Genomic DNA, 20,988 nt, shown 5'->3' with positions numbered 1-20,988 from the left:
CAACACATGGCATGGGACTTTTCCACCGAACCGGAGTTCGAGGAGAAGCTCGAGTGGATCCGGAACTTCGTCCGCGAGGACATCGAACCGCTCGAAGTGATCTTCCCCAGTTGCGAATTCCTGCCGCTCGATGAGGAGCGCCGCCGCATCGTCGACCCGCTCAAGCAGCGCGTCCGCGATCAGGGCCTTTGGGCGCCGCACCTCGGGCCGGACCTGGGCGGGCAGGGTTTCGGGGCGGTCAAGCTCACACTGATCAACGAAATCCTCGGTCGCGCAACGTGGTCGTCGATCATCTTCGGCACCCAGGCACCCGACACCGGTAATGCGGAGATCCTGGCCCGGTTCGGCACCCAGGAGCAGAAGGACCGCTACCTGACCGGCCTGCTGTCCGGCGAGATCTTCTCCACGTTCTCGATGACCGAACCGCAGGGCGGCTCCGATCCGCGGGTGTTCACCACCCGCGCGGTGCGTGACGGTGACGACTGGATCATCAACGGCCGCAAGTACTGGTCGTCCAATGCGTCGGTGGCGTCGTTCTTCATCGTCGTGGCGATCACCGATCCCGACGTGCCGGTGCACACCGGGGCGTCGACGTTCCTGGTGCCTGCCGACGCCCCAGGCGTGACCATCGAGGCCACGCACCACCTGGTCGGCTCGTACCCCCACGACCCCGGCCATTCCCTGGTGCACTACGACAACGTCCGGGTACCCGCCTCGGCGATGCTGGGCGGGGAGGGGCAGGGCTTCCACGTCGCGCAGTCCCGCCTGGCCGGCGGCCGACTGCACCACGCGATGCGCTCGATCGGGGTGGCCCAGCGCGCCATCGACATGATGGCACGCCGCGCGAAAAGCCGCTTCACCCAAGGCAGTGTGCTGGCCGACAAACAGCTGATCCAGGAGATGGTCGCCGATTCCTTCGTCGAGCTGACCCAGTTCCGCCTGATGGTGTTGCACGCCGCCTGGCTCGTCGACACCGCTGGAGAACGTGCCGCCCGCGAGGAGATCGCGGCCTGCAAAATCCAGACCGCCAACGTGCTGAAGTCCATTGGCCTGCGAGCGATCCAGGTCCACGGCGGGCTCGGGCTGACCGACCAGATGCCGTTGACCAATGTGCTGTTGGGCGGCATCACGCTGGGCCTGGCTGACGGGCCCACCGAGGCACACAAGGTGAACCTGGCTCGACAGATCCTCAAGGGGTACGAGGCCGAAGACCCGATCTGGCCAAGCGAGTTCCTTCCCAACCGCATCGAGCGGGCCCGCGAGAAGTACGGCCATTTGATCGATCGCATTCCCGCGCTGCCTGTTTCGCCGTGACCAGCCGCGCCGCGGCCGCCGTGGGGCGGGCCCTAGACGATCGGCAGCGGGAGGCCACCGAGGAGGTGGAGCGCATCCTGTCCGCTGCCATCTCGGTGATGCAGCGGGTCTCCCCCGATGCCCCGCGGGTCAGCGATATCGTCGCCGCGGCCGGGGTGTCGAACAAGGCGTTCTACCGATATTTCGCCGGCAAGGACGACCTGATGCTGGCGGTCATGGAACGCGGTGTGGGCCTAGTGGTTTCGTATCTCCAGCATCAGATGGCCAAGGAGAGCACGCCGGCGGGCAAGATCAGCCGATGGATCAGCGGCGCGCTGGCGCAGGTGGCCGACCCCGAGCTGATCGGGATGAGCCGGGCATTGGTCGGCCAGATGTCGGACTCGGACAAGAGACGCCTTGGTGAGGAGGAGACCATGGCCGCGATGCGCGAGCTGCTGATCGAGCCGATCCGCGATCTGGGCAGTGCCGATCCCCGGCGTGATGCCGACGCGGTGTTCGTGTGTACCGTCGGCACGATGCGCCGCTATGTGGACTCCACCGACCAGCCGGGTCGCAAGGACATCAGCCACCTCGTCGGGTTCTGCCTGCGCGGGCTCGGCGTGCCGGAAGGAGAGCGCTGATGCGCGCCGTCGTCTGCCGCGAGTACGGCACCCCGGAAGACCTTGTCCTGGACGAACTGCCCGACCCCACACCGGGTCCCGGGCAGGTGGTGGTCCGGGTGCGCGCCGCGGCGGTCAACTACCCCGATGTGCTGCTGATTGCCGGCAAGTACCAGATCAAGGTGCCACCACCGTTCAGCCCGGGCAGCGAGTTGGCGGGCGAGGTACTCGCTGTCGGCGATGGCGTCGACTACCGGATCGGTGATCGAGTATCGGCCACCACCTTCGTGGGTGGCTTCGCCGAGCAGGCGCTGGTGGACGCCCGAGGTCTGGCCCGCATCCCCGACGGCGTCGACTATGCCGACGCCGCGGCATTCGGGGTCACCAACCGGACGGCGTACTACACCCTGCGCACGGTCGCACCGGTCACTCCCGGCGATTGGGTGGTGGTACTCGGCGCCGGCGGCGGAGTGGGCCTGGCCGCTGTCGATATCGCGGTTCTGATGGGCGCCAAGGTGATTGCCGCGGCCTCGGGTGCCGAGAAGCTCGAGGTGTGCCGTCAGCGCGGGGCGCAGGCCGTCGTCGACTACGACACCGAGGATCTGAAGGCCCGGCTCAAGGAGATCACCGGGGAGGGTGGCGCCCAGATTGTGGTCGACCCGGTTGGTGGTCGTTATTCCGAGCCCGCGCTGCGCAGCCTGGGCCGTGGCGGGAAGTTCGTCACGCTGGGCTATGCGGCCGGCTCGATACCGGCGATCCCGTTGAACCTGGTGCTGCTGAAGGGAATCACCGTGCAGGGCATGGAGATCCGGACCTTCATGACCGATTACCCCGAGGAGATCGCGCGCGACGATGCCGAGCTGGCGCAGTTGTTCGCCGACGGACGCCTCCGTCCGTACCTCGGTGCGCGGTTCCCACTGGAGCAGGCGGCCACCGCGCTGCGCTACGTTGCCGACCGCAAAGCGATCGGCAAGGTCGTCATCGACGTGGCCTAGCCACTCACGTAGCCCCGCGAGTCTCCCTAGGGCTACGGCGTGATGATGTTGAAGCCCGGATTGGGCTGATCCAGTGCACCGAGAAGCGCCTGCAGCGCCTGGGCATCTCCGGCGGTTTCCAGGCCCGGCGAGGTGAAATCGCCTGCCGCAGCGGCCAATAACCGTAATTTGGTGGCCAGCCGAATGGTGGCGGTCGCTGTCGACTCGTCGGCCGGAGCCTCGCGGTAGACCAGCACACCGTTGCGCAGGGTGAGCCGGTAATTGGCGCCGAGGTCGGCAAAGGTCACATCGAGCGCGATGTCGAGATCCCAGGCCCGCGGCCCATTCACACTGATCGCCAAAACGTCGAACATCTGCTCCGGCGTGAGCTGGGCGAGCAGCGTCGCCGACCCCGATTGGGTTGGCGTGCCGAAGTTACCGTCGCGCAGCTCGGTGGACCCGGAGAGAAAGAAATTGCGCCACGTCGCGCATTCGGCGCCGTACGCCAGCTGCTCAAGCGTGTCCGCGTAGAGCTCTCGGGCACCGGCATGGTTCTCGTCGGTGAAAATGACGTGATCGAGTAACGTTACCGCCCAACGGTAGTCACCGGAATCCGCCGCCGTCCGAGCCAGTTCGACCACCCTGTCGGCGCCACCCATGGCCTCGACGTAGCGGGGTCCGATCGCTTCCGGCGGATGCGCCCACAACCGTGCGGGGTTGCCGTCGAACCAGCCCATGTAGCGCTGGTAGACGGCCTTGACGTTGTGACTGACCGACCCGTAGTAGCCGTGTGCATGCCACGCCTTGTGCAGCGCGGGCGGCATCTGGAAGGTCTCGGCGATCTCGATCCCGGTGAAGCCTTGGTTGAGCTGACGCAGCGTCTGGTCGTGCAGGTAGGCGTAGAGATCACGTTGCAGGGACAGGAATTCGACGATGTTGTCCTGTCCCCAGGTCGGCCAGTGATGCGAGGCGAACACCACGTCGGCGCGGTCGGCGAACGTGTCGAGGGCCTCGGTCAGATACCCCGCCCAGCCGTGCGGATCGCGGACCAGAGCACCGCGCAGGGTCAACAGGTTGTGCAGGTTGTGCGTCGCGTTCTCGGCCATGCACAGGGCCCGGAATTTCGGGAAGTAGAAATGCATCTCGGCCGGCGCCTCGGTGCCGGGGGCCATCTGGAATTCGATCTCGATGCCGTCGATGGTGTGCGTCTCACCGGTGGTTTTGATGTCGACGGTGGGGACGATGATCGCGACCTCACCGGTCGACGGTGTCTGCCCCAACCCGCAGCCGACCTGACCCTGCGGTCCGCGGTCGAGGACCGCGCCGTACATGTAGCCGGCCCGGCGAGCCATCGCGGTACCGGCGTAGACGTTCTCCTGGACCGCGTGCTCGGTGAACCCCTCCGGAGCCAGGACCGCGACCTTGCCCGCGTCGACATCGGCCTGGCTGGTCACCCCGAGAACACCGCCGAAGTGGTCGACGTGGGAGTGGGTATAAATCACGGCGACGACGGGCCGGTCACCGCGGTGCGCGCGATAGAGCGCCAGCGCTGCGGCGGCGGTCTCCGTGGACACCAGCGGGTCGATGACCACGATGCCGGTGTCACCCTCGATGAAGCTGATGTTGGACAGGTCCAGCCCACGCACCTGGTAGATGCCTTCGACCACCTCGTAGAGGCCCTGTTTGGCGACGAGTGTGCTCTGCCGCCACAGGCTCGGGTGGACCGACGTCGGCGCGTCACCGGCAAGGAACCCGTAGGCGTCGTTGTCCCACACCACCCGCCCGTCGGCGGCTTTGACCAAGCACGGCGTCAACGCGGCGATGAAGCCGCGATCGGCGTCGGCGAAATCAGCGGTGTCTTCGAAAGGCAGGGACGTCAGATGCTCAGCGTGCGCGGCCTCGATGACAGCGGTGGGCGGCTTATGCTCCATACCCACAATCCTTGCCTAGAGCGACAGCCTCAGGTCCAGAATCCGTTGAGCGGCGTGGCGTACTCGTCGTTGTTGGTCATCGTCGGCAACCCGAGTGCATCCTCGATGGTGCGCAGCGTGCTGTAGTGGTCGTAGCGGTCAGTGACGACGAAGGCGCCGCCTTTCATGCCGCCCGCGCTGACCGCCAGCGGTGATGCGATCACCACGGTGACGACGTGGTTGCCTTCGTTACCGAAGCCCAGCGTGATGTTGTTGTTGTCCTCGTCGAACGTGACGATCAGCACCGACTTCGTGGTCTGCCAGACCTGCGAGTTGAGGATCGTCGGCACGTTCTCCTGCAAGAACTCATCGAGCGCCGGGACGTTGTACTGATGGCGCGGGTCGATCTGGGAGACCAGGAAGTGACCGGCGCCCGCCAAGGTGTCGACCGGACCTTCACCGTTGGAGTCCTCGTCGGCGGCGAACCAGACGAAGTCCGGTGTGGTGGCGTCCGACTGAAGATCGACGGCCATCTGGGTCAACGGGAACATGTGCGCGGCCGCGTAGGCCTGGTTGTCGCCGATTCCGGCGAAGGCCGGCCAGGGGGTCTGGTCCGTCGAATAGGCAGCAGTCGACACCAGTGGTTGGCCCGGCGTCATGCCCTGCGCGTAGGCCGCCCATGTCTTACCCGCGTTGTCGATGGTGAAGGCGAGATTGTTCGGGTCGTTGATGCACACCGACTCGCAGTTGTAGGTCTTTCCGAAGACCTGCCCGCCGGCGATCGCGTAGTAGTTCGGCAAGCTGGGATGGGTCACGGCGTAGTAGTTGTCGGCGAAGCCGTATGCGTTGATCAGGCTGTTGAGGAACGGCGCATTGGGACTTCCGACGATGTCGTTGTAGCCCTTGTTCTCCATGTAGACCAGGAACACGTGGTCGAGCTGCCCGACGTTGGACGCCGGCGGCTGCGGTGCGGGCGGCGCAGGCTGGTTTGTGCCGATGCTGAAGGACAGATTGTCGGCGTACGCGTTGTTGTATCTGGCGGTGAAACCGATCACGACCGGATTCAGGTCGTGCATGGTGAGAGTCACGATCGCGCTCCGCGTGCCCACCGGGACCGTCCCGGTGGCGGCGCGCTGGCGGAAGCCGGTCTGTCCCAAGCGATCCAGGTTGGACACCGGTCCGATCGAAGAACTTCCGAGGTAGAGCTGATTTTGGTCCAGGAACGTGACTTTCACCGTGGCGAAGGACGGGTCCAGCAAGTAGCCACCCAGTTCACCACTGAGATTGAACGGCACCGCGCCGCCGTCGATCTCCGCACTCGAGGCACTGAGGTCCACCGTCTGGGAGAGCGCCGAACTGGCCACATCGCCACCACCGAAGAACTGGTTCCCGCCACCGGGCGGTGCGGCATGGACGCTCGGGAATGACACGATCGCTGGGAGATTGGGCCAGGCGAAGCTCAGACCGACCGGCCACGCGTTGCGGAGTTCGCCATACTTGACCACCGTCGGAGTACCGGTCGCCGTCCAACCGGGCACGCTCACCGTGCTGTTCCCGTATCCGGCCGTGTCGCCGAGCTCAGCACCTGGATTCGCCAGAAGGTTCGGGCCTGTGGCCGGGGTGGCCGCGGTCCCGGACACGGAGCCGGTGGGCCGACCGCGCCCGATGCGCTGCAGTTCGCTGCCCACCAACTCCAGTGCGGACGTCAACGTCTGCAGAGCCTGATCGGGGGTGGGAAGCTTGGCTGCGCCCGATAGGACCGGCACGCCGCTACGCATGGGCCTGACTATTGTCACTTTCGGCGCAGTCGCTTTCGCCGCGGTGCGGGTGGTTCCGCCCCCTGCGCGCGCCGGCTTACCGGTGTGTGGCCCCGCGGTTGCCCCGGACGTGGACGACGGCGAATCCGACGGTTGAGCTGCGGCGATGCACGGCATGCTCGCGATTGCCGAACCTACCCCGAGCGCCACCGCCAGTGCTCCGAGTCGACCGATGTGTGCTGCGTTGCCCATGACCCGTACTCCCGCCACCCGATACATCAGATGGTACGAAGTACGGGCCGCCCTGGGAGGCGATTGCTCCGATCAGTTCGGCGCGGTCAGGTCGTAGACCTCGGTGCCGCCCACATCGGTCGCCGTGAAGTGCTGCTGCACCCACTTGGTGATTTGAGTGCCCGCGCCCGAGTCGCCGCCCGGCCCGTGGTGGCCGCCACCGGGGCCTTCGCTGACGATGAAGTAGTGGACCTGCCCCGAACCGACGTAGGCCTGGAATTGCTCCAACGTCGGCGAGTTGTCACCACCACCGAAGCCGCCGATCGACATGATCGAGGCGCCCGTGCCCAGCTCCAGCGGGCTCGCGCTCATCGACCCGATAGTGGCTGCAGCCCAACGGTTGTCGGCCTTGGTGAGCATGCTCTTCAGCTCGGCGTTGTCGGATGCCCGTTGTCCACCCATACCACCGGGGCCACCGAAGCCCATACCCCCGTCGGAACGGGCCGGACCCGAGGTCGGAATTGGTCCGTTGTGGTTGCCCGCCACGGTCTCCACCGTGTAGGCGGCCGTCGCGCCAAGACCGACGAGCAGACCCGCCGCGGCCAGCGCAACCGTCCAGCGACCGAGGCGATGTCCGCCTGCCAGCAACACGGCGGCCACTACAATCGAGCCGGCCAGCACCACCCAGCGCAGCCAGGGCAGCCACTCGGGCGTGCGATCCAAAAGGATGAAGTCCCACACCCCGGTGCTCACCAGCATCGCCGCGAGCACCACCCGGGATGACACAAACTGCTTGCCACGCCACAGTTCTCGAACGCTGATGCCGATGACTGCGGCGATCGCCGGCGCCAGGGCAACCGTGTAATAGGGGTGCATGATCCCCTTCATGAAGCTGAACACCACAACGGTGACCAGCAACCAGCCGCCCCACAACAGCAGCGCCGCGCGAGTGCGGTCGGTGCGTGGCGCACGCCGGGTGAACAACAGGCCGGCGACCAATCCGATCAGCGCGGCCGGCAGCAGCCAGCTGATTTCGGTGCCCATCGAGGCGTCGAACATCCGGGTGATGCCGGTGGACCCGCCAAACATCCCGCCACCCATCGGGCCCCCACCCTCGCCCGCGCCGCCGCCGGAATCCGAGCTGCCACCGGGGTTGCCGTCGCCGCCGAACACCCGGCCAAGACCGTTGTAGCCCAGGGCCAGCTGCAGCAGGCTGTTGTTGGTGGATCCGCCGATGTAGGGCCGAGAGTCACTGGGCCACAAGCTGACCAGTGCCAGATACCAGCCGGCCGAGACCACGATCGCCACCAAACCGACCGCCAGGTCACGCAGCCGCTGCCACACGCTGCCCGGAATCGCGACCAGCACCACCAGGGCCAACGCCGGGGTGACAAGCAGAGCCTGCAGCAGCTTGGCCAGGAACGCGAACCCGATGGCGACACCGGCCAGGGCGATCCAGCGGGTGGGCTTGCCGTCCAGCGCACGGATCACGCAGTAGCCGGCGACCACCATGAGCAGCACCAGCAGTGCGTCGGGATTGTTGAAGCGAAACATCAACGCCGCCACCGGCGTCAGCGCCAGCACCGCACCCGCCAGCAGCCCGGCCCCGTAACCGCTGACCCGGCGCACCGCGCCGTAGACCAGCGCGACGGAAGCCACGCCCATCAGGGCCTCGGGCACCAGCATCGACAGCGTGCCGAATCCGAAAAGCCGTCCGGACAACGCCATCACCCACAACGAGGCCGGCGGCTTGTCCACCGTGATCGCGTTGCCGGCGTCGATCGAACCGAACAGCAAGGCTTTCCAGCTCTGCGTGCCGGCCTGCACGGCGGCCGCGTAGTACTCGTTGGCCCACCCGGCGGCACTCAGGCCCCACACGTAGAGCACGGCGGTCAGAGCCAGGAGTCCGAACAGCGCCGGGCGCACCCATCGCGGCCGTGCCGCGCGGGGTGCTTCCTCCGGATCCACCAGTACCGGCCCTTCTACGTTTTCAGCGAGGACGGTCATTCTGCGACCTCGACAATCTGGCCGGTGCGACGGGGGTGGAACACCCAGCCGCGCAGCAGCACGAAACGGACCACGGTGGCCAACAGGTTGGCCGCGATCAGCACCAGCAGTTCGACGATGCGGGCCGGCTCCCCGAGTGTGTGCAGCAGAGCCAGCGCGCCACTAGTCAGGGCCAGCCCGATACCGAAGACGACGAACCCCTCGAACTGGTGTCGCGCGACACCGGTACTGCCGCGCACGCCGAAGGTGAACCGCCGATTGGCCGCGGTGTTGGCGATCGCGGTCACCAACAGGGCGACCAGGTTGGCACCCTGCGGCCCGATCGGGCGCAACAGCAGGAACAACACCAGGTAGGCCAGTGTCGACGCGATACCGATGGCCCCGAACCGCACGCCCTGGTTGAGCAGCGACTTAGGCGCGCCGGCCTGGTTGCCAAACTGGGCGCTGATCGCCTGGACCGGGATCTGGCCGGTACCGAAACCCTTGAGCAAGCGTGCGATTCCCTTCAAGTCAGCAACAGCAGTGGCCACGATGTCGACCCGGCTGTCGGGATCGTCGATCCAGTCGACCGGAACCTCGTGGATGCGTAGGCCGCTGCGCTCGGCGAGCACCAGCAGCTCGGTGTCGAAGAACCAGCCGGTGTCCTCAACGTGGGGTAGCAACTCGGCCGCGACGTCGGCCCGGATCGCCTTGAATCCGCACTGGGCGTCGCTGAACTTCGCGGACAGCGTCGAGCGCAGGATCAGGTTGTAGCAGCGCGAGATGATCTCCCGCTTCGCCCCACGCACCACCCGCGAGCCGCGGCCCAGCCGGGTGCCGATGGCAAGGTCGGAGTGCCCGGACACCAGCGGGGCCACCAGCGGGGCCAGCGCGGCCAGGTCGGTCGACAGGTCGACGTCCATGTAAGCCAGCACCGGCGCGTCCGAGGTCGACCACACCGCGTGCAGCGCCCGCCCCCGGCCCTTCTGCTCCAGGCGCACGATGCGCACCTCGGGCAGTTCCGCGGCCAGCGCGGCGGCGACCTCGGGGGTGGCGTCGATGCTGGCGTTGTCGGCGATGGTGATGCGGAACGAGAACGGGAAGTCCTCGCGCAAGTGGCGGTACAGCCGGTGAATCGAGTCGGCCAGCGCGGCCTGCTCGTTGTACACCGGCACGACGACATCGAGCACGGGAACGCCGCGCTCGGCGGCGATGAAGGCTGCGTTGCGTCGGCGTGCCACGCGGACGTCGGTGATGGTCATGCCTAGATCGTCGGCTGCCGCGGTGGGCGGGGAATTTGTGTTTGCTATGTGGCCGCTGTGAATCGTTGCGACAGGTCGTAGACGGTGACGCCGTCGATGTCGCGCGGGGTGAAATTGGCGCTGACCCAGCTCTGAATCTGCTGGGCGGCGTCGCTGCCCGACCGGTTGCCGAACCCGAATCCAGGCATGGCGCTCTTCACGAACCAGTGAATGCGACGCTGTGCGACATAGGACTGGAACTGCTCGAGGGTGGGGGCGGGGTCGGTGCCGTTGAAGCCGCCGACGGCCATCACCGGCAATCCCGTGCCCAGTTGGTATCCGGCGGCATTACTCGATCCGACGGCGGCCGCGGCCCAGGTGTATTCGTCGGCGTCCTGGCTCAACGCAGTGGTCAACGCGGCGCCAGGCTTGGGTGCGTCGAACATTCCGCCCGGCGGGCCACCGCGCCCGTCAGACGGGCCGACGGACGGCATGGCACCGCTGTGCGGTGCGGCGACAGTGGCCAGGGAGAAGGCGATCGGTCCGGCCATGGCGGCGGCCAGTGCCAGCACGCCCACCGCTGTACCCACCCGCCGGGGCAGGCGCACCACCACCAGCAGCAGGAGAGCGCAGGCGATGGCGACGACCACGACAGCGACCCGGAGCCAGGGCAGCCACTGCGAATCCCGTTGCAGCAGAATATAAGCCAATATCGTCGTGATGACGACGATCCCGGACAGCGTGGTGGCGGCCCGGATATCGGCGCGGTGCCGCCACAGCAGGGTGGTGCCGATCGCCAGGCCGGCACCGATCGCAGGGGCCAGCGCCACGGTGTAGTACGAGTGCAGGATTCCGTTGGCGAAACTGAACACCACCGCGGTGACCGCCAGCCACCCACCCCACAGCAGCAGCGCCGCCCGAGTGGCGTCGGTGCGCGGTGCCCGCCGGGTGATGACCAGGCCCGCGATGATCGCGATGACGGCTGCGGGGATCAGCCACGCGATGTAGGTGCCCATCTCCGCGCCGAACAACCGCGCCCAGCCCACGTCCTGGTTGAGGTTGCCAAGCCCACCGGTCTCGTCGCCGGTGAGACGGCCCAAACCGTTGTAACCCAAGGCCAGTTCGACGATGGAGTTGTGCTGCGAACCACCGATGTAGGGCCGCGCACTCGCCGGCCACAGCGCGACCAGCAGTAGATACCAACCGGCCGAGACGACCAAGGCGCCCACCGCGGCAGCGAGCCGCGCCACCCTGGCCCGCACCGGCGCGTCGGCGGCGATCAGAAACACCACCCCCAGCGCGGGCAGCACCAGAAACGCCTGCAGCATCTTGGCCAGGAAGCCGACCCCGACCGCGGCGCCGGCCAGCGGCGGCCACCACCACGCCGCGTTGCGGTCCAGGGACCGCTGGGTGAAGTAGGCGGCGGCGACGAGCGAAAGCACCAGCAGCGCATCGGGATTGTTGAACCGGAACATCAGCGCCGCCGCCGGGGTCAGGGCCAGCACCGCACCGGCGAGCAGGCCCGCCCACGGCCCGCTGACCCGTCGCACCGCGATGTACAACACCGCGACCGCCGCCACCCCGGCCAGCGCCTGCGGCACCAGAATGCTCCACGGATTGACGCCGAACAGCCGCGCCGACAAGCCCGTCACCCACAGCGCCGCGGGCGTCTTGTCGACGGTGATCGCGTTGCCGGCGTCGCTCGACCCGAACAACCAGGCCGTCCAGCTCTCCGAACCAGCCTGGGCCGCAGCGGAATAGAAGGCGTTGGCCCATCCGCTGGCACCGAGATTCCACACGTAGAGCACGGCCGTCGCGAGCAGTAGCACCGCCAGCCCGCCGTAATGTCGGGCGCGGATCATGATTCGGCGGCCAGCGGTAATCGCACCGTGAACTCGGTCGAGCCGGGCACGCTGCGCAGTTCGATACTGCCGCTGTGCGCCCGCACCACCGCCGACGCGATCGCCAGACCCAGTCCGGTCGACCCGCCCTTGCGGGAGCGCGACGTGTCACCGCGGGCGAAGCGCTCGAACACCTCGGATTGCAGCTCGGCCGGAATTCCCGGCCCGTCGTCGGCAATCCGCAGCACCGCCTGGTCCGGTTCGGCATGCAGCGACAGCGTCACCGACGTCCCTGGCGGGGTGTGGGTGCGGGCGTTGGCCAGCAGGTTGGCCACCACCTGATGCAGTCGGGCATCGTCGCCGGTGACATAGATCGGATCCGATGGCACGTCCAGGTTCCACTGATGCTCCGGCCCTGCGATGTGGGCATCGCTGGTGACATCGGCTGACAGTCGGGACAGATCGACCGGTTCGCTTTCCAGCGGGCGGCCGGAGTCCAGCCGCGCCAGCAGCAGCAGGTCCTCGACGAGGTGGGTCATCCGTACGGCTTCGGACTCCACCCGGCCCATCGCATGCGCGACGTCGTCGGGCACCTCGTCCCTTTTCCGTTGTGCCAGTTCGGTATAGCCGCGAATCGCGGCCAATGGCGTGCGTAGTTCGTGGCTGGCGTCGGCGACGAACTGCCGCACCCTGCTCTCACTGGCCTGCCGCGTCGACAGCGCGGTCGAGATGTGATCGAGCATCCGGTTCAGCGCCAGGCCCAGCCGGCCCACTTCGGTGTCAGGATCGGTTTCGGCGACCCGCACGGGCAACTCCACCTCACCGCGATCCAGCGGCAGATTCGCCACTTCCCCGGCGGTCGCCACCACCCGGGTCAGCGGCGCCAGCGCACGGCGATTGATCACGATGCCCACGGTCGTGGCCACGGCCAGCGCCAACGCGGTCACCACCACGAAGGTCAGCTCCACCCGCAGCAGGGTCGCGTCGACGTTGTCCATGCTCAGCCCGATGACCAGGGTCTCGCCGGTCAGCCTGCTGCGCACCGCGACCACCCGATACCGGCCAAGACCGTCCAGGCTGCGTGTCACGGGATGGCGTAGACCGTCGTTCTGCGCCAATTGCCCCAGCGCGCTGGTCGGTACCGCCGCACGCACCCCGCCGGGTCCGAGCACGCCGGCGTTGCCCGCGGTGCCGTTGCTGATGACGGCCGCGACCATGCCGATGGGCTGGCCGGGGGCATCGAGGAATTCGGGGCCGGGTCCGGGCCGTGGCCACGGCGGTCGGTTGTCCCGCATCGAGGGCGGCAGTGGCGGGGGTGGCGGTTCGCCGTACATGATCGCCGACCGGTGCGCTATCTCCCGGAGCTGATTGTCGACCTCACCGATCAGGTACTGGTGCAGGACCAGCACCGTCACCGAGCCGACGCCGATACAGACCGCCAGCAGCAGGCAGACCTGACCGATAAGTAGCCGGGCGCTGAGCGACCGGGTGCTAGCTCGCAGGCTTGAGAACATAGCCCGCGCCGCGCAATGTGTGGATCATCGGATCGCGCCCACTGTCGATTTTCTTGCGCAGGTAGGAGATGTAGAGCTCGACGATATTGGAGCGACCGCCGAAGTCGTAGCTCCAAACCCGGTCCAGGATTTGGGCTTTCGACAACACCCGCTTGGGGTTGCGCATGAGGAATCGGAGCAGCTCGAATTCGGTCGAGGTGAGCGCGACAGCTTCGCCGCCGCGAGTCACCTCGTGGCTGTCCTCGTCGAGCACCAGATCACCGACGACGATCTGGGCGCCGCTGTCCTCGGTGGTGACACCGGTGCGGCGCAGCAACGCGCGCAGCCGCAGCACGACCTCCTCGATGGAGAACGGCTTGGTGACATAGTCGTCGCCGCCTGCGGTCAGGCCGGCGATGCGGTCCTCGATGGCGTCCTTGGCGGTCAACAGCAGCACCGGCAACTGGGGGTTCTGTTCACGAAGCTTGCGCAGCACGTCCAGCCCGCTCATGTCGGGCAGCATGACGTCGAGCACCACCGCGTCCGGGCGCGCCCCGCGAGCCGCCGCGATCGCCGAAGCGCCGTCGGCGGCGGTGGAGATGTTCCAGCCCTCGTAGCGCAGTGCCATCGACACCATCTCGGCGAGCACAGTTTCGTCATCGACGACAAGAACCGTGATCGGGTTTCCGTCGGCTCGCCGCATCACCACACGTTCAGCCGCTGAAGAGGTCATGTTCTCCAGTATGGGAGCGTCGATGAGTCATTCCTATGGCGTCGCTATGTGTCGGCTGTGAAACAGCGTGCACAGTGCGCGCTGATCGCACGCACAGCGGATGCCCAGGTTGGCTCACCACCGTGGTGGCATGAGTGTCGAACAGCAACCCGTGTGGGGCGCTCCCACGGACCGCCCGAAGACCTGGTCAACCCGTACGACGGTGGCTGCCGTCGGCATTGCCGCCGTCCTGGCTGCGGTCGGTGGTGTGGTGGTCTATGCCGCCACCGGCGGTAGTGAGGGTCAGGGGCACGCGGGCGGTCCGCCCGGCTGGGGTGGGCCCGGTGGCCCCGGCGGTCCCGGTGGCTTCCAGCGGTCGTTGCACGGCCAGAACGTCGTCTCCGACGGCGAAGGCGGATTCAACACCGAGCTGACCCAGACCGGCGACGTCACCGCCGCCTCCGACACCTCGGTCACCATCCGCAGCCAGGACGGCTTCAGCCAGACCTACGTGCTCGGTGCCGACACCCGCAAACCGCCGCAGCCGCTGAAGACGGGTGACCAGGTGTCGGTGCGGGCGAGTCAACAGGGCGGCGCGGCAACGGCGACTGCGGTGATGCCGGCCCGATAATTCTTCGGTGAGCTTCTACGAGGTCATCGAGACAGTCGGCAAAGCGATCGACGCTGTCGGGGTTGCGGTGATCGCGCTCGGCGCGTTGCTCTCAGCCGTGGCCGTCCTTCGGCGGCTGCGCAAGGGCGACGACGCCTACCGGGCCTTTCGCCAGCAGCTGGGCCGCTCGATCCTGATCGGCCTGGAATTACTGGTGGCCGCCGACATCATCCGCACCGTGGCCGTCACGCCCGACGCCCGCAGCGTGGCCGTGCTGGCGGGGATCGTGTTGATCCGGACGTTCCTCAGTTTCTCGCTCGAGCTGGAGATCACCGGGTATTGGCCGTGGCAGAAAAACCGCCAGCCGCAAGCAACGCCAGACCCCGCCGAGCCGACGCCAGGGGCAGCCCCGCATCCGCAATGATGCGGGTATGGACGAAAAACGACGGGCCCGGCGTACTCGGATCCTCGACAAGATCCGCAAGACGCCCCCGGAGTCGCTTGGTCCGCCCGACTCCCACGACCAGGCCGAGGTCGCGGCGATGCTGCGGGAGATCGGCATCGCCCTGCTCGAGGTCGAGCAGCCGACTCAGCTGGTGACCGCGCGGTTGTTGGAGATCGCCGCGCAGTACACCACCCAGCCGGTGCGCATTGTCGTGCTGCCCACCGTCCTGATGATCCAGGTGGGCACCGTCGGCTACGAAGTCGACACGTCCACGACGTACTCCGCGCAGCTGAACATGGCCGGGCGCATCGACGACATCGCGACCCTGGCCTCCGTCGGCGCCATCACGCCCACCGATGCGATCGCGGCGACGGGGCTGGCGCGCACCATGCGTCCGCGTTTCGGGCCCGTCACGACAACCCTCGGATATGCCGTCACGACAGTCGGATTCGGCATGGTCATCAACCCCACGTGGGCATCGCTGCCGGGGTACCTGTTTCTTGGGCTGGTGGTCGGGGCCATCGCCCAACTGGGCCGCCCGTTCCCGTCGCTCAGTCCAGTGCTGCCCACCTTCGCGGCGACAGTGGTGACGGTCCTGGCGACGTGGTTCGTCGCCGATACCGCCAACGACGGGCTGCTGCGGGTCATCGCGCCAGTACTCGTGGCGATGCTGCCCGGGATGGCATTGACCATCGGCGCAATGGAGCTGGCCAGCAACCAGCTGATCGGCGGCACCAGCCGGCTGGTCTACGGGATCGCCCAGCTGGCGCTGCTGGTGTTCGGGGTGGCGTTGGGGGTGCGCATCGCGGGAGAAGTCCAGCCGCAGGCGCCATCGGCACAGATGGGCCCCTGGTCGCTGTACGTGGCGATCATCGTGGTGGCGATCGGGCTGTACGTGTACCTCTCCGCGCCGCGCGGGTCACTGATGTGGCTATTCGCCGCGATTGCTGTCGCGCTGGTCGGCCAGGCGATCGCTGGAAAGTTTGTTGACGCAGCCTATTCCGGCTTCATCGGCGCGTTCCTCACCGTCCCGTTCGCGATGCTGGCTTCCCGGATCAGGACCTCTCCCCCAGCGATCGTGATGATGCTGGCGGCGTTCTGGGCGCTGGTTCCCGGTGCGCTGAGCTTCGAGTCGGCGAGCCAGGCCGCGACGGGCGGCAACATCGGCGTGGCCAGCCTCGGGGCCACCGGCGCGGCGATCCTGTCGATCGCGCTGGGCACGGTGATCGGCTGGAGCGTGTTCCACACCATCGACAGCCGGTTGCCGTGGCCGAAGGGACTGGCTCAACCAACCGTACGGTAGGTTCACCGGGGTGGACGACCTGAGCGCAGTGAGCGCGTGGATGTCGGAGCAGGGGCTGGGTGACGGCCCCCTGGCCAACGTCTCCGAGGTCACCGGCGGCACTCAGAACGTCATGCTCCGCTTCACCCGTTCGGGCCGTGAGTACGTGTTCCGCCGCGGGCCCCGCCACCTGCGGCCGGTGAGCAACAAAGTGATCCTGCGCGAGACCCGTGTCCTGCATGCCCTGTCCGGCACCGACGTCCCGCACCCCCGGCTGATCGCGGCGTGCGAGGACACCGCGGTGCTCGGTGACGCGGTGTTCTATCTGATGGAGCCGATCGAGGGCTTCAACGCCGGCGCCGAGTTGCCAGCTCTGCACGCCGGCGACGCCGCCATCCGCCACGAGATGGGCCTGTCGATGGCCGAGGCGGTCGCCAAGCTCGGCGCCATCGACCATGTCGCGGTCGGCCTTGCCGACTTCGGCAAGCCGGAAGGATTCCTGGAACGTCAAGTGCCGCGGTGGCTTTCCGAGCTGGAGTCCTACAGCGGCATCGAGAACTACCCGGGCCCCGACATCGGCGACGTCGATGCCGTCGCCACCTGGCTGCAACAGAACCAGCCCGCTGACTGGCAGCCGGGCATCATGCACGGCGACTACCACGCCGCCAACGTGATGTTCTCGCCGACCGGTCCCGAGGTGGTGGCCATCGTCGACTGGGAGATGTGCACCATCGGCGATCCCCTACTGGACCTCGGCTGGATGTTGGCCACCTGGTATGCGCCCGGCCGCGACACGGTACTGAACAACGTCATGATGGGCGTCGGCGGACTGGCCACCCCCGACGAACTGGTCGAGCGCTACGCGCAGAACACCAGCCGCGACCTGTCCCAGATCGACTGGTACACGGTGATGGCCTGTTTCAAGCTCGGCATCATCCTGGAGGGATCGAATGCTCGCGCTGCTGCAGGGTTGGCGCCCAAGGAAATTGGGGACCAACTACACATCGCGACCGTGCGCCTCTTCGAGCGGGCTTTGGCACTGATGGAGGGACAACGATGATCGATTTCGAGATTCCCAGCGACTTGGCGGCGCAACGCGACGAGATACGCGCGTTCGTCGTCGACAAAATCGTTCCCTACGAACGAGATCCGCGTGTCACCCGGCACGGGCCCAATGAGGAGCTGCGTACCGAGCTCGTCGGGTTGGCCCGCGACGCCGGCCTGCTGACCTTCCAGGCGCCACACCGATTCGGCGGTCGCGAGCCGTCGCACCGCGACCAGGCGGTCCTGTTCGAAGCCGCCGGCTGGTCGACACTCGGGCCGGTCGCGCTGAACTGTGCGGCCCCCGACGAGGGCAACATGTTCGTGCTGTCCAAGATCGCCACCGAGGAGCAGGCCGAGGAGTTCCTGGTTCCAGTGATCGACGGCAGGCAGCGGTCGGTGTTCGCGATGACCGAGCCCGGCGGGGCCGGCTCCGACCCGAATCAGCTTGCCACCGAAGCGGTTTTCGACGGCACCGACTATGTGATCAACGGGCGCAAGTGGCTGATCACCGGGGCCAACAAGGCCCGAACCTGGATCATCATGGCGCGGGTCGCGCCGAATTCCCATGGCGCGGACGGCCCGACGCTGTTTCTCTGTGACGGACAGACACCGGGCATCGAGCTCGAACGCGTGATGGACACGATGGACCGCAACTACGTCGAGGGTCACGGAGTGATCCAGTTCAACAACCTGCGGTTGCCGGCGTCAGCAGTACTCGGTGAGGTCGGCCAGGCGTTGCGCTACGCCCAATTGCGGCTCACGCCAGCGCGATTGACGCACTGTATGCGATGGTTGGGCGCCGCTTCGCGGGCCCACTCGATCGCGATCGAGCATGCCCGCACCCGCACCGGTTTCGGCAGGCCACTAGGTGAGCATCAGGGCGTCGGTTTCATGTTGGCGGACAACGAGATTGCGCTGCAGCAATGTCGGCTGGCGATCTGGTGGGCCTGCTGGGCGCTGGACACCGGGGCCAAGGGCCGCCATGAGAGTTCGATGGTCAAGGCGTACGTGTCGGAGGAGTTGTTCAAGGTCGCCGACCGCTGCGTGCAGGTCCTCGGCGGTATGGGCATTTCCGACGAAACCCCGGTCGGCATGATCTTTTCCGACATGCGGGCGTTCCGCATCTACGACGGCCCGACCGAGGTGCACAAGTATGCGATTGCCCGCCAAGTGCTGAGGAACCCGTCATGACCATCTTGGATTCCTTCCGCCTCGACGACAAGGTCGTCATCGTCACCGGCGCCTCGTCGGGACTTGGCGTGTCGTTCGCGCAGGGATTCGCCGAAGCGGGCGCCAACCTGGTGCTCGGCGCCCGGCGGGTAGAGCAGCTGGCCAGCACGGCGGCCCTCGTCGAACAGGCCGGCCGCAAGGTGCACATCCACAAGACCGACGTCGCCGACCCGGAGCAATGCCAACAGCTGGTCGACGCGGCGATCAACGAGTTCGGCCGGGTTGATGTGCTCGTCAACAACGCCGGGGTCGGCACCGCGGTGCCGGCCACCCGTGAAACTCCTGACGAGTTCCGCAAGGTGATCGACGTCAACCTCAATGGCTCGTACTGGATGGCCCAATCGTGTGGGCGGGTGATGCAGCCCGGAAGCTCAATCATCAATATTGCCAGCATTCTTGGCCTCACGACGGGTGGTCTGCCGCAAGCCGCATACAGCGCGTCGAAGGCCGGGGTGATGGGGTTGACCAGGGATTTGGCCCAACAATGGGGTTCCCGCAAGGGAATTCGCGTCAACGCTCTGGCGCCGGGCTTCTTCAAGAGCGAAATGACCGACGAATACCAGCCCGGCTATCTGGAAGAGAAGCTGCCACGGATCGTAGTGGGCAGACTCGGCGATCCCGCCGAATTGGCCGCTACCGCAATATGGCTGGCGTCTCCGGCCGCGGGTTATGTGACGGGACAGACAATTGTCGTCGACGGCGGCCTGACCATCACGTAGTGATAACGATCACGTGCCGATTGGGTGCCTCTCAGTACCTTCACACGATTGGGACACCTCCCTTTAAGAAGTCTCTGGGACTCTCAAGTCATGTGGATGGACATGTACGTGGTGGCAGCGTTGCTCGTCGCGGTCGCCGTGTGGTTGGTCAGCCCACACTTTCAGTCCTATGACCCACCCGGTGACATCGCGCGGGGCTTCTTATCGGCCGCGGCCGGTGCGCTGTGGCCCTTCGTTGTCATCGGAGCGGCTCAGATCTTCGCCGTCCGCTACGTCGCGCGGCGCCTGCGCCCCACCCACTCCGCGGACATGCATCTGGCTCCGCGCGCCGCGCTGCACGACGTCAGCTTGCGTCCCTAGCGCACATCGGGTTCCCCTCGCCCCCGAATTGGTGCAGAATTCTCCTGCCGCAGGGCGAAATCGGCGACTATTGACGCCTAACGAGGAGGAGATCCGTTCGTGGTGGTGCGCGCAAAACTGGCATCGGTGGGGCTTGCGGCCCTGGCGATGACCGCAATCACGCTCTCGGCCGCCGCGACGGCCTCTGCTGATGACTCGGGCAGCGGCCTGTTGTGGCCGGATCCCAACGAGCCGTACTACTGGGACGCCAATGAGAATGCCGGCGGTACCGGCCCCGCGCCGCTGCCGACCGACGATCTGTACTGGAAAGAAGGCCAGGACGCCGGCGGCACGGGCAATGCGCCCCAGCCGAGCGGTCCTGAGTACACCGATGAGGGCGAGAACGCCGGGGCTGTCTAGCTCCGGCCGGCTACGACGACCAGACCAGCAGCGATTCTCGGCGCGCGAGTTCAGCGCGAGCGCGACGCTCGGCCAGTAGTGGGATGAATTCGCGAATCGTGCTGCGCTGGAAATGATTGTGCGCGTTGGCAACCGTTTGGGCTACGTCGTTACGCGGTACGTCGGAGTAGGCCGCCGCCAGGCGATCCACCAGCTGCTCGATCAACATAACTTCACTTACGTTTCCCACTCTGTTAACTCTGGGCCATGGGAAGGGCCTCGTCAATTTGATCTCCGTCACGGTGCCGGATCGCTGAGGTAATGGGCGAGGACGGGGCGTAGCCATTCGGCGAGCGTCGCGTCGTCCATGGCCACCAACGGCGGTATCCCGAGTACGTAGCGACCCACCGCGACACCGAGCATCTGCGAGCCGACGAGGGCCGCTCGCTCGGCCGGCCGGTCGGGCACCACGGCGGCCAGCGCCGGGGCCACCTGGTCGACGAAGACGCTGAGTAGTGCTTCGGCGGCCACCCGGTTGGTAGCGGCTGAGCGCAACAGCGGCAGGAACGGTCCGTGTGGCCCCCACACCTCGACGAACATCGGCAACACCTGGTCGACGACGCGGTCGGGCGTCACGCCGGTCAGATCGGGGAAGGTGATCGCGGCTCGGGAGGCAGCGGCGAAGAGCTCGGCCTTGTTGCCGAAGTAGTGCATCACCAGCGCGGGGTCCACGCCGGACGCCGACGCGATCGAGCGGATGGTCGTGCGCTCGAAACCCCGCTCGCCGAACTGCGACCGCGCCTCGGCCAGGATTCGCGCCCGGGTCGCCTCGCCGTCGCGCGTTTTCGCCGTCATGACGGCC

At 67.0% G+C, this 20,988-nt stretch carries 20 protein-coding genes; 11 read left to right on the top strand and 9 right to left on the bottom strand.

The window, feature by feature from the left end; genetic code table 11:
- The first annotated feature begins 6 nt into the window (after positions 1–6).
- From SLQ31_RS02355 to SLQ31_RS02345, 3 genes are read left to right on the top strand one after another with little or no spacing between them, the layout of a single operon-like run.
- On the top strand, positions 7–1,314 hold the full coding sequence (locus SLQ31_RS02355) for an acyl-CoA dehydrogenase family protein (RefSeq protein ID WP_319429317.1): 1,308 nt from the start codon (positions 7–9) through the stop codon (positions 1,312–1,314).
- Positions 1,311–1,934, top strand: a complete 624-nt coding sequence (locus tag SLQ31_RS02350) for a helix-turn-helix domain-containing protein (RefSeq protein ID WP_319429316.1) — start codon at positions 1,311–1,313, stop codon at positions 1,932–1,934. Before SLQ31_RS02355 ends, SLQ31_RS02350 begins: the two co-directional genes overlap by 4 nt.
- Positions 1,934–2,908: an NADPH:quinone oxidoreductase family protein gene (locus tag SLQ31_RS02345; RefSeq protein WP_319429314.1), complete on the top strand. Its 975-nt coding sequence runs from the start codon at positions 1,934–1,936 to the stop codon at positions 2,906–2,908. The genes SLQ31_RS02350 and SLQ31_RS02345 overlap by 1 nt, the downstream gene beginning before the upstream one ends.
- A 32-nt stretch (positions 2,909–2,940) precedes the next feature.
- Here SLQ31_RS02345 and SLQ31_RS02340 read toward each other — a convergent pair whose 3' ends face one another.
- The 7 genes from SLQ31_RS02340 to SLQ31_RS02310 all read right to left on the bottom strand — a co-directional run bounded on the left by SLQ31_RS02340 (position 2,941) and on the right by SLQ31_RS02310 (position 14,049).
- The gene (locus tag SLQ31_RS02340; RefSeq protein ID WP_319429312.1) at positions 2,941–4,824 is read right to left on the bottom strand and encodes an alkyl/aryl-sulfatase; all 1,884 of its coding nucleotides are present in this window, start codon (positions 4,822–4,824) and stop codon (positions 2,941–2,943) included.
- A 23-nt stretch (positions 4,825–4,847) separates the two neighbouring features.
- The gene (locus SLQ31_RS02335; protein ID WP_319429310.1) at positions 4,848–6,575 is read right to left on the bottom strand and encodes an alkaline phosphatase family protein; all 1,728 of its coding nucleotides are present in this window, start codon (positions 6,573–6,575) and stop codon (positions 4,848–4,850) included.
- A 303-nt stretch (positions 6,576–6,878) separates the two neighbouring features.
- Positions 6,879–8,792 (bottom strand): ArnT family glycosyltransferase, encoded by a 1,914-nt coding sequence (locus tag SLQ31_RS02330; RefSeq protein WP_319429308.1) that lies wholly within the window; start codon positions 8,790–8,792, stop codon positions 6,879–6,881.
- Complete coding sequence (locus tag SLQ31_RS02325; RefSeq protein WP_319429306.1) at positions 8,789–10,033, bottom strand: glycosyltransferase; 1,245 nt, start codon at positions 10,031–10,033, stop codon at positions 8,789–8,791. The genes SLQ31_RS02330 and SLQ31_RS02325 overlap by 4 nt, the downstream gene beginning before the upstream one ends.
- A gap of 44 nt (positions 10,034–10,077) precedes the next feature.
- The gene (locus tag SLQ31_RS02320) at positions 10,078–11,874 is read right to left on the bottom strand and encodes an ArnT family glycosyltransferase (RefSeq protein WP_319429304.1); all 1,797 of its coding nucleotides are present in this window, start codon (positions 11,872–11,874) and stop codon (positions 10,078–10,080) included.
- Complete coding sequence (locus tag SLQ31_RS02315; RefSeq protein ID WP_319429303.1) at positions 11,871–13,367, bottom strand: HAMP domain-containing sensor histidine kinase; 1,497 nt, start codon at positions 13,365–13,367, stop codon at positions 11,871–11,873. The genes SLQ31_RS02320 and SLQ31_RS02315 overlap by 4 nt, the downstream gene beginning before the upstream one ends.
- Positions 13,345–14,049 (bottom strand): response regulator transcription factor, encoded by a 705-nt coding sequence (locus SLQ31_RS02310; protein ID WP_319432771.1) that lies wholly within the window; start codon positions 14,047–14,049, stop codon positions 13,345–13,347. Before SLQ31_RS02310 ends, SLQ31_RS02315 begins: the two co-directional genes overlap by 23 nt.
- A 160-nt stretch (positions 14,050–14,209) precedes the next feature.
- Here SLQ31_RS02310 and SLQ31_RS02305 point away from each other — a divergent pair, with 160 nt between their 5' ends.
- From SLQ31_RS02305 to SLQ31_RS02270, 8 genes are all read left to right on the top strand, one after another.
- A complete protein-coding gene (locus SLQ31_RS02305) occupies positions 14,210–14,689 on the top strand; it encodes a hypothetical protein (RefSeq protein WP_319429301.1) in 480 nt (159 codons plus the stop codon).
- A 7-nt stretch (positions 14,690–14,696) separates the two neighbouring features.
- A complete protein-coding gene (locus SLQ31_RS02300; protein ID WP_319429299.1) occupies positions 14,697–15,092 on the top strand; it encodes a DUF1622 domain-containing protein in 396 nt (131 codons plus the stop codon).
- A gap of 7 nt (positions 15,093–15,099) precedes the next feature.
- Entirely contained in the window at positions 15,100–16,416 is a 1,317-nt protein-coding gene (locus tag SLQ31_RS02295) for a threonine/serine ThrE exporter family protein (protein ID WP_319429297.1), read from the top strand.
- 40 nt (positions 16,417–16,456) lie between these two features.
- A complete protein-coding gene (locus SLQ31_RS02290) occupies positions 16,457–17,455 on the top strand; it encodes a phosphotransferase family protein (protein WP_319432769.1) in 999 nt (332 codons plus the stop codon).
- Positions 17,452–18,630, top strand: coding sequence for an acyl-CoA dehydrogenase family protein (locus SLQ31_RS02285; protein WP_319429295.1), 1,179 nt, complete (start codon positions 17,452–17,454; stop codon positions 18,628–18,630). The genes SLQ31_RS02290 and SLQ31_RS02285 overlap by 4 nt, the downstream gene beginning before the upstream one ends.
- Complete coding sequence (locus SLQ31_RS02280) at positions 18,627–19,388, top strand: 3-oxoacyl-ACP reductase family protein (protein WP_319429292.1); 762 nt, start codon at positions 18,627–18,629, stop codon at positions 19,386–19,388. The genes SLQ31_RS02285 and SLQ31_RS02280 overlap by 4 nt, the downstream gene beginning before the upstream one ends.
- Before the next feature lie 90 nt (positions 19,389–19,478).
- Positions 19,479–19,748 (top strand): hypothetical protein, encoded by a 270-nt coding sequence (locus SLQ31_RS02275; protein ID WP_319429290.1) that lies wholly within the window; start codon positions 19,479–19,481, stop codon positions 19,746–19,748.
- Positions 19,749–19,874: 126 nt separating this feature from the next.
- Positions 19,875–20,147, top strand: coding sequence for a hypothetical protein (locus SLQ31_RS02270; protein ID WP_319429288.1), 273 nt, complete (start codon positions 19,875–19,877; stop codon positions 20,145–20,147).
- Between the two features lie 10 nt (positions 20,148–20,157).
- Here SLQ31_RS02270 and SLQ31_RS02265 read toward each other — a convergent pair whose 3' ends face one another.
- Both SLQ31_RS02265 and SLQ31_RS02260 read right to left on the bottom strand, forming a co-directional pair.
- Positions 20,158–20,355, bottom strand: a complete 198-nt coding sequence (locus SLQ31_RS02265; RefSeq protein WP_319429286.1) for a three-helix bundle dimerization domain-containing protein — start codon at positions 20,353–20,355, stop codon at positions 20,158–20,160.
- 68 nt (positions 20,356–20,423) lie between these two features.
- Positions 20,424–20,981, bottom strand: coding sequence for a TetR family transcriptional regulator (locus SLQ31_RS02260; RefSeq protein WP_319429284.1), 558 nt, complete (start codon positions 20,979–20,981; stop codon positions 20,424–20,426).
- Between the last annotated feature and the right edge of the window lie 7 nt (positions 20,982–20,988).

This window comes from Mycobacterium sp. RTGN5 (assembly GCF_033804465.1).
GTDB lineage: Bacteria > Actinomycetota > Actinomycetes > Mycobacteriales > Mycobacteriaceae > Mycobacterium.
Note: the sequence above shows the minus strand (reverse complement) of the source record. Positions and strands in the feature narration are given on the sequence as shown.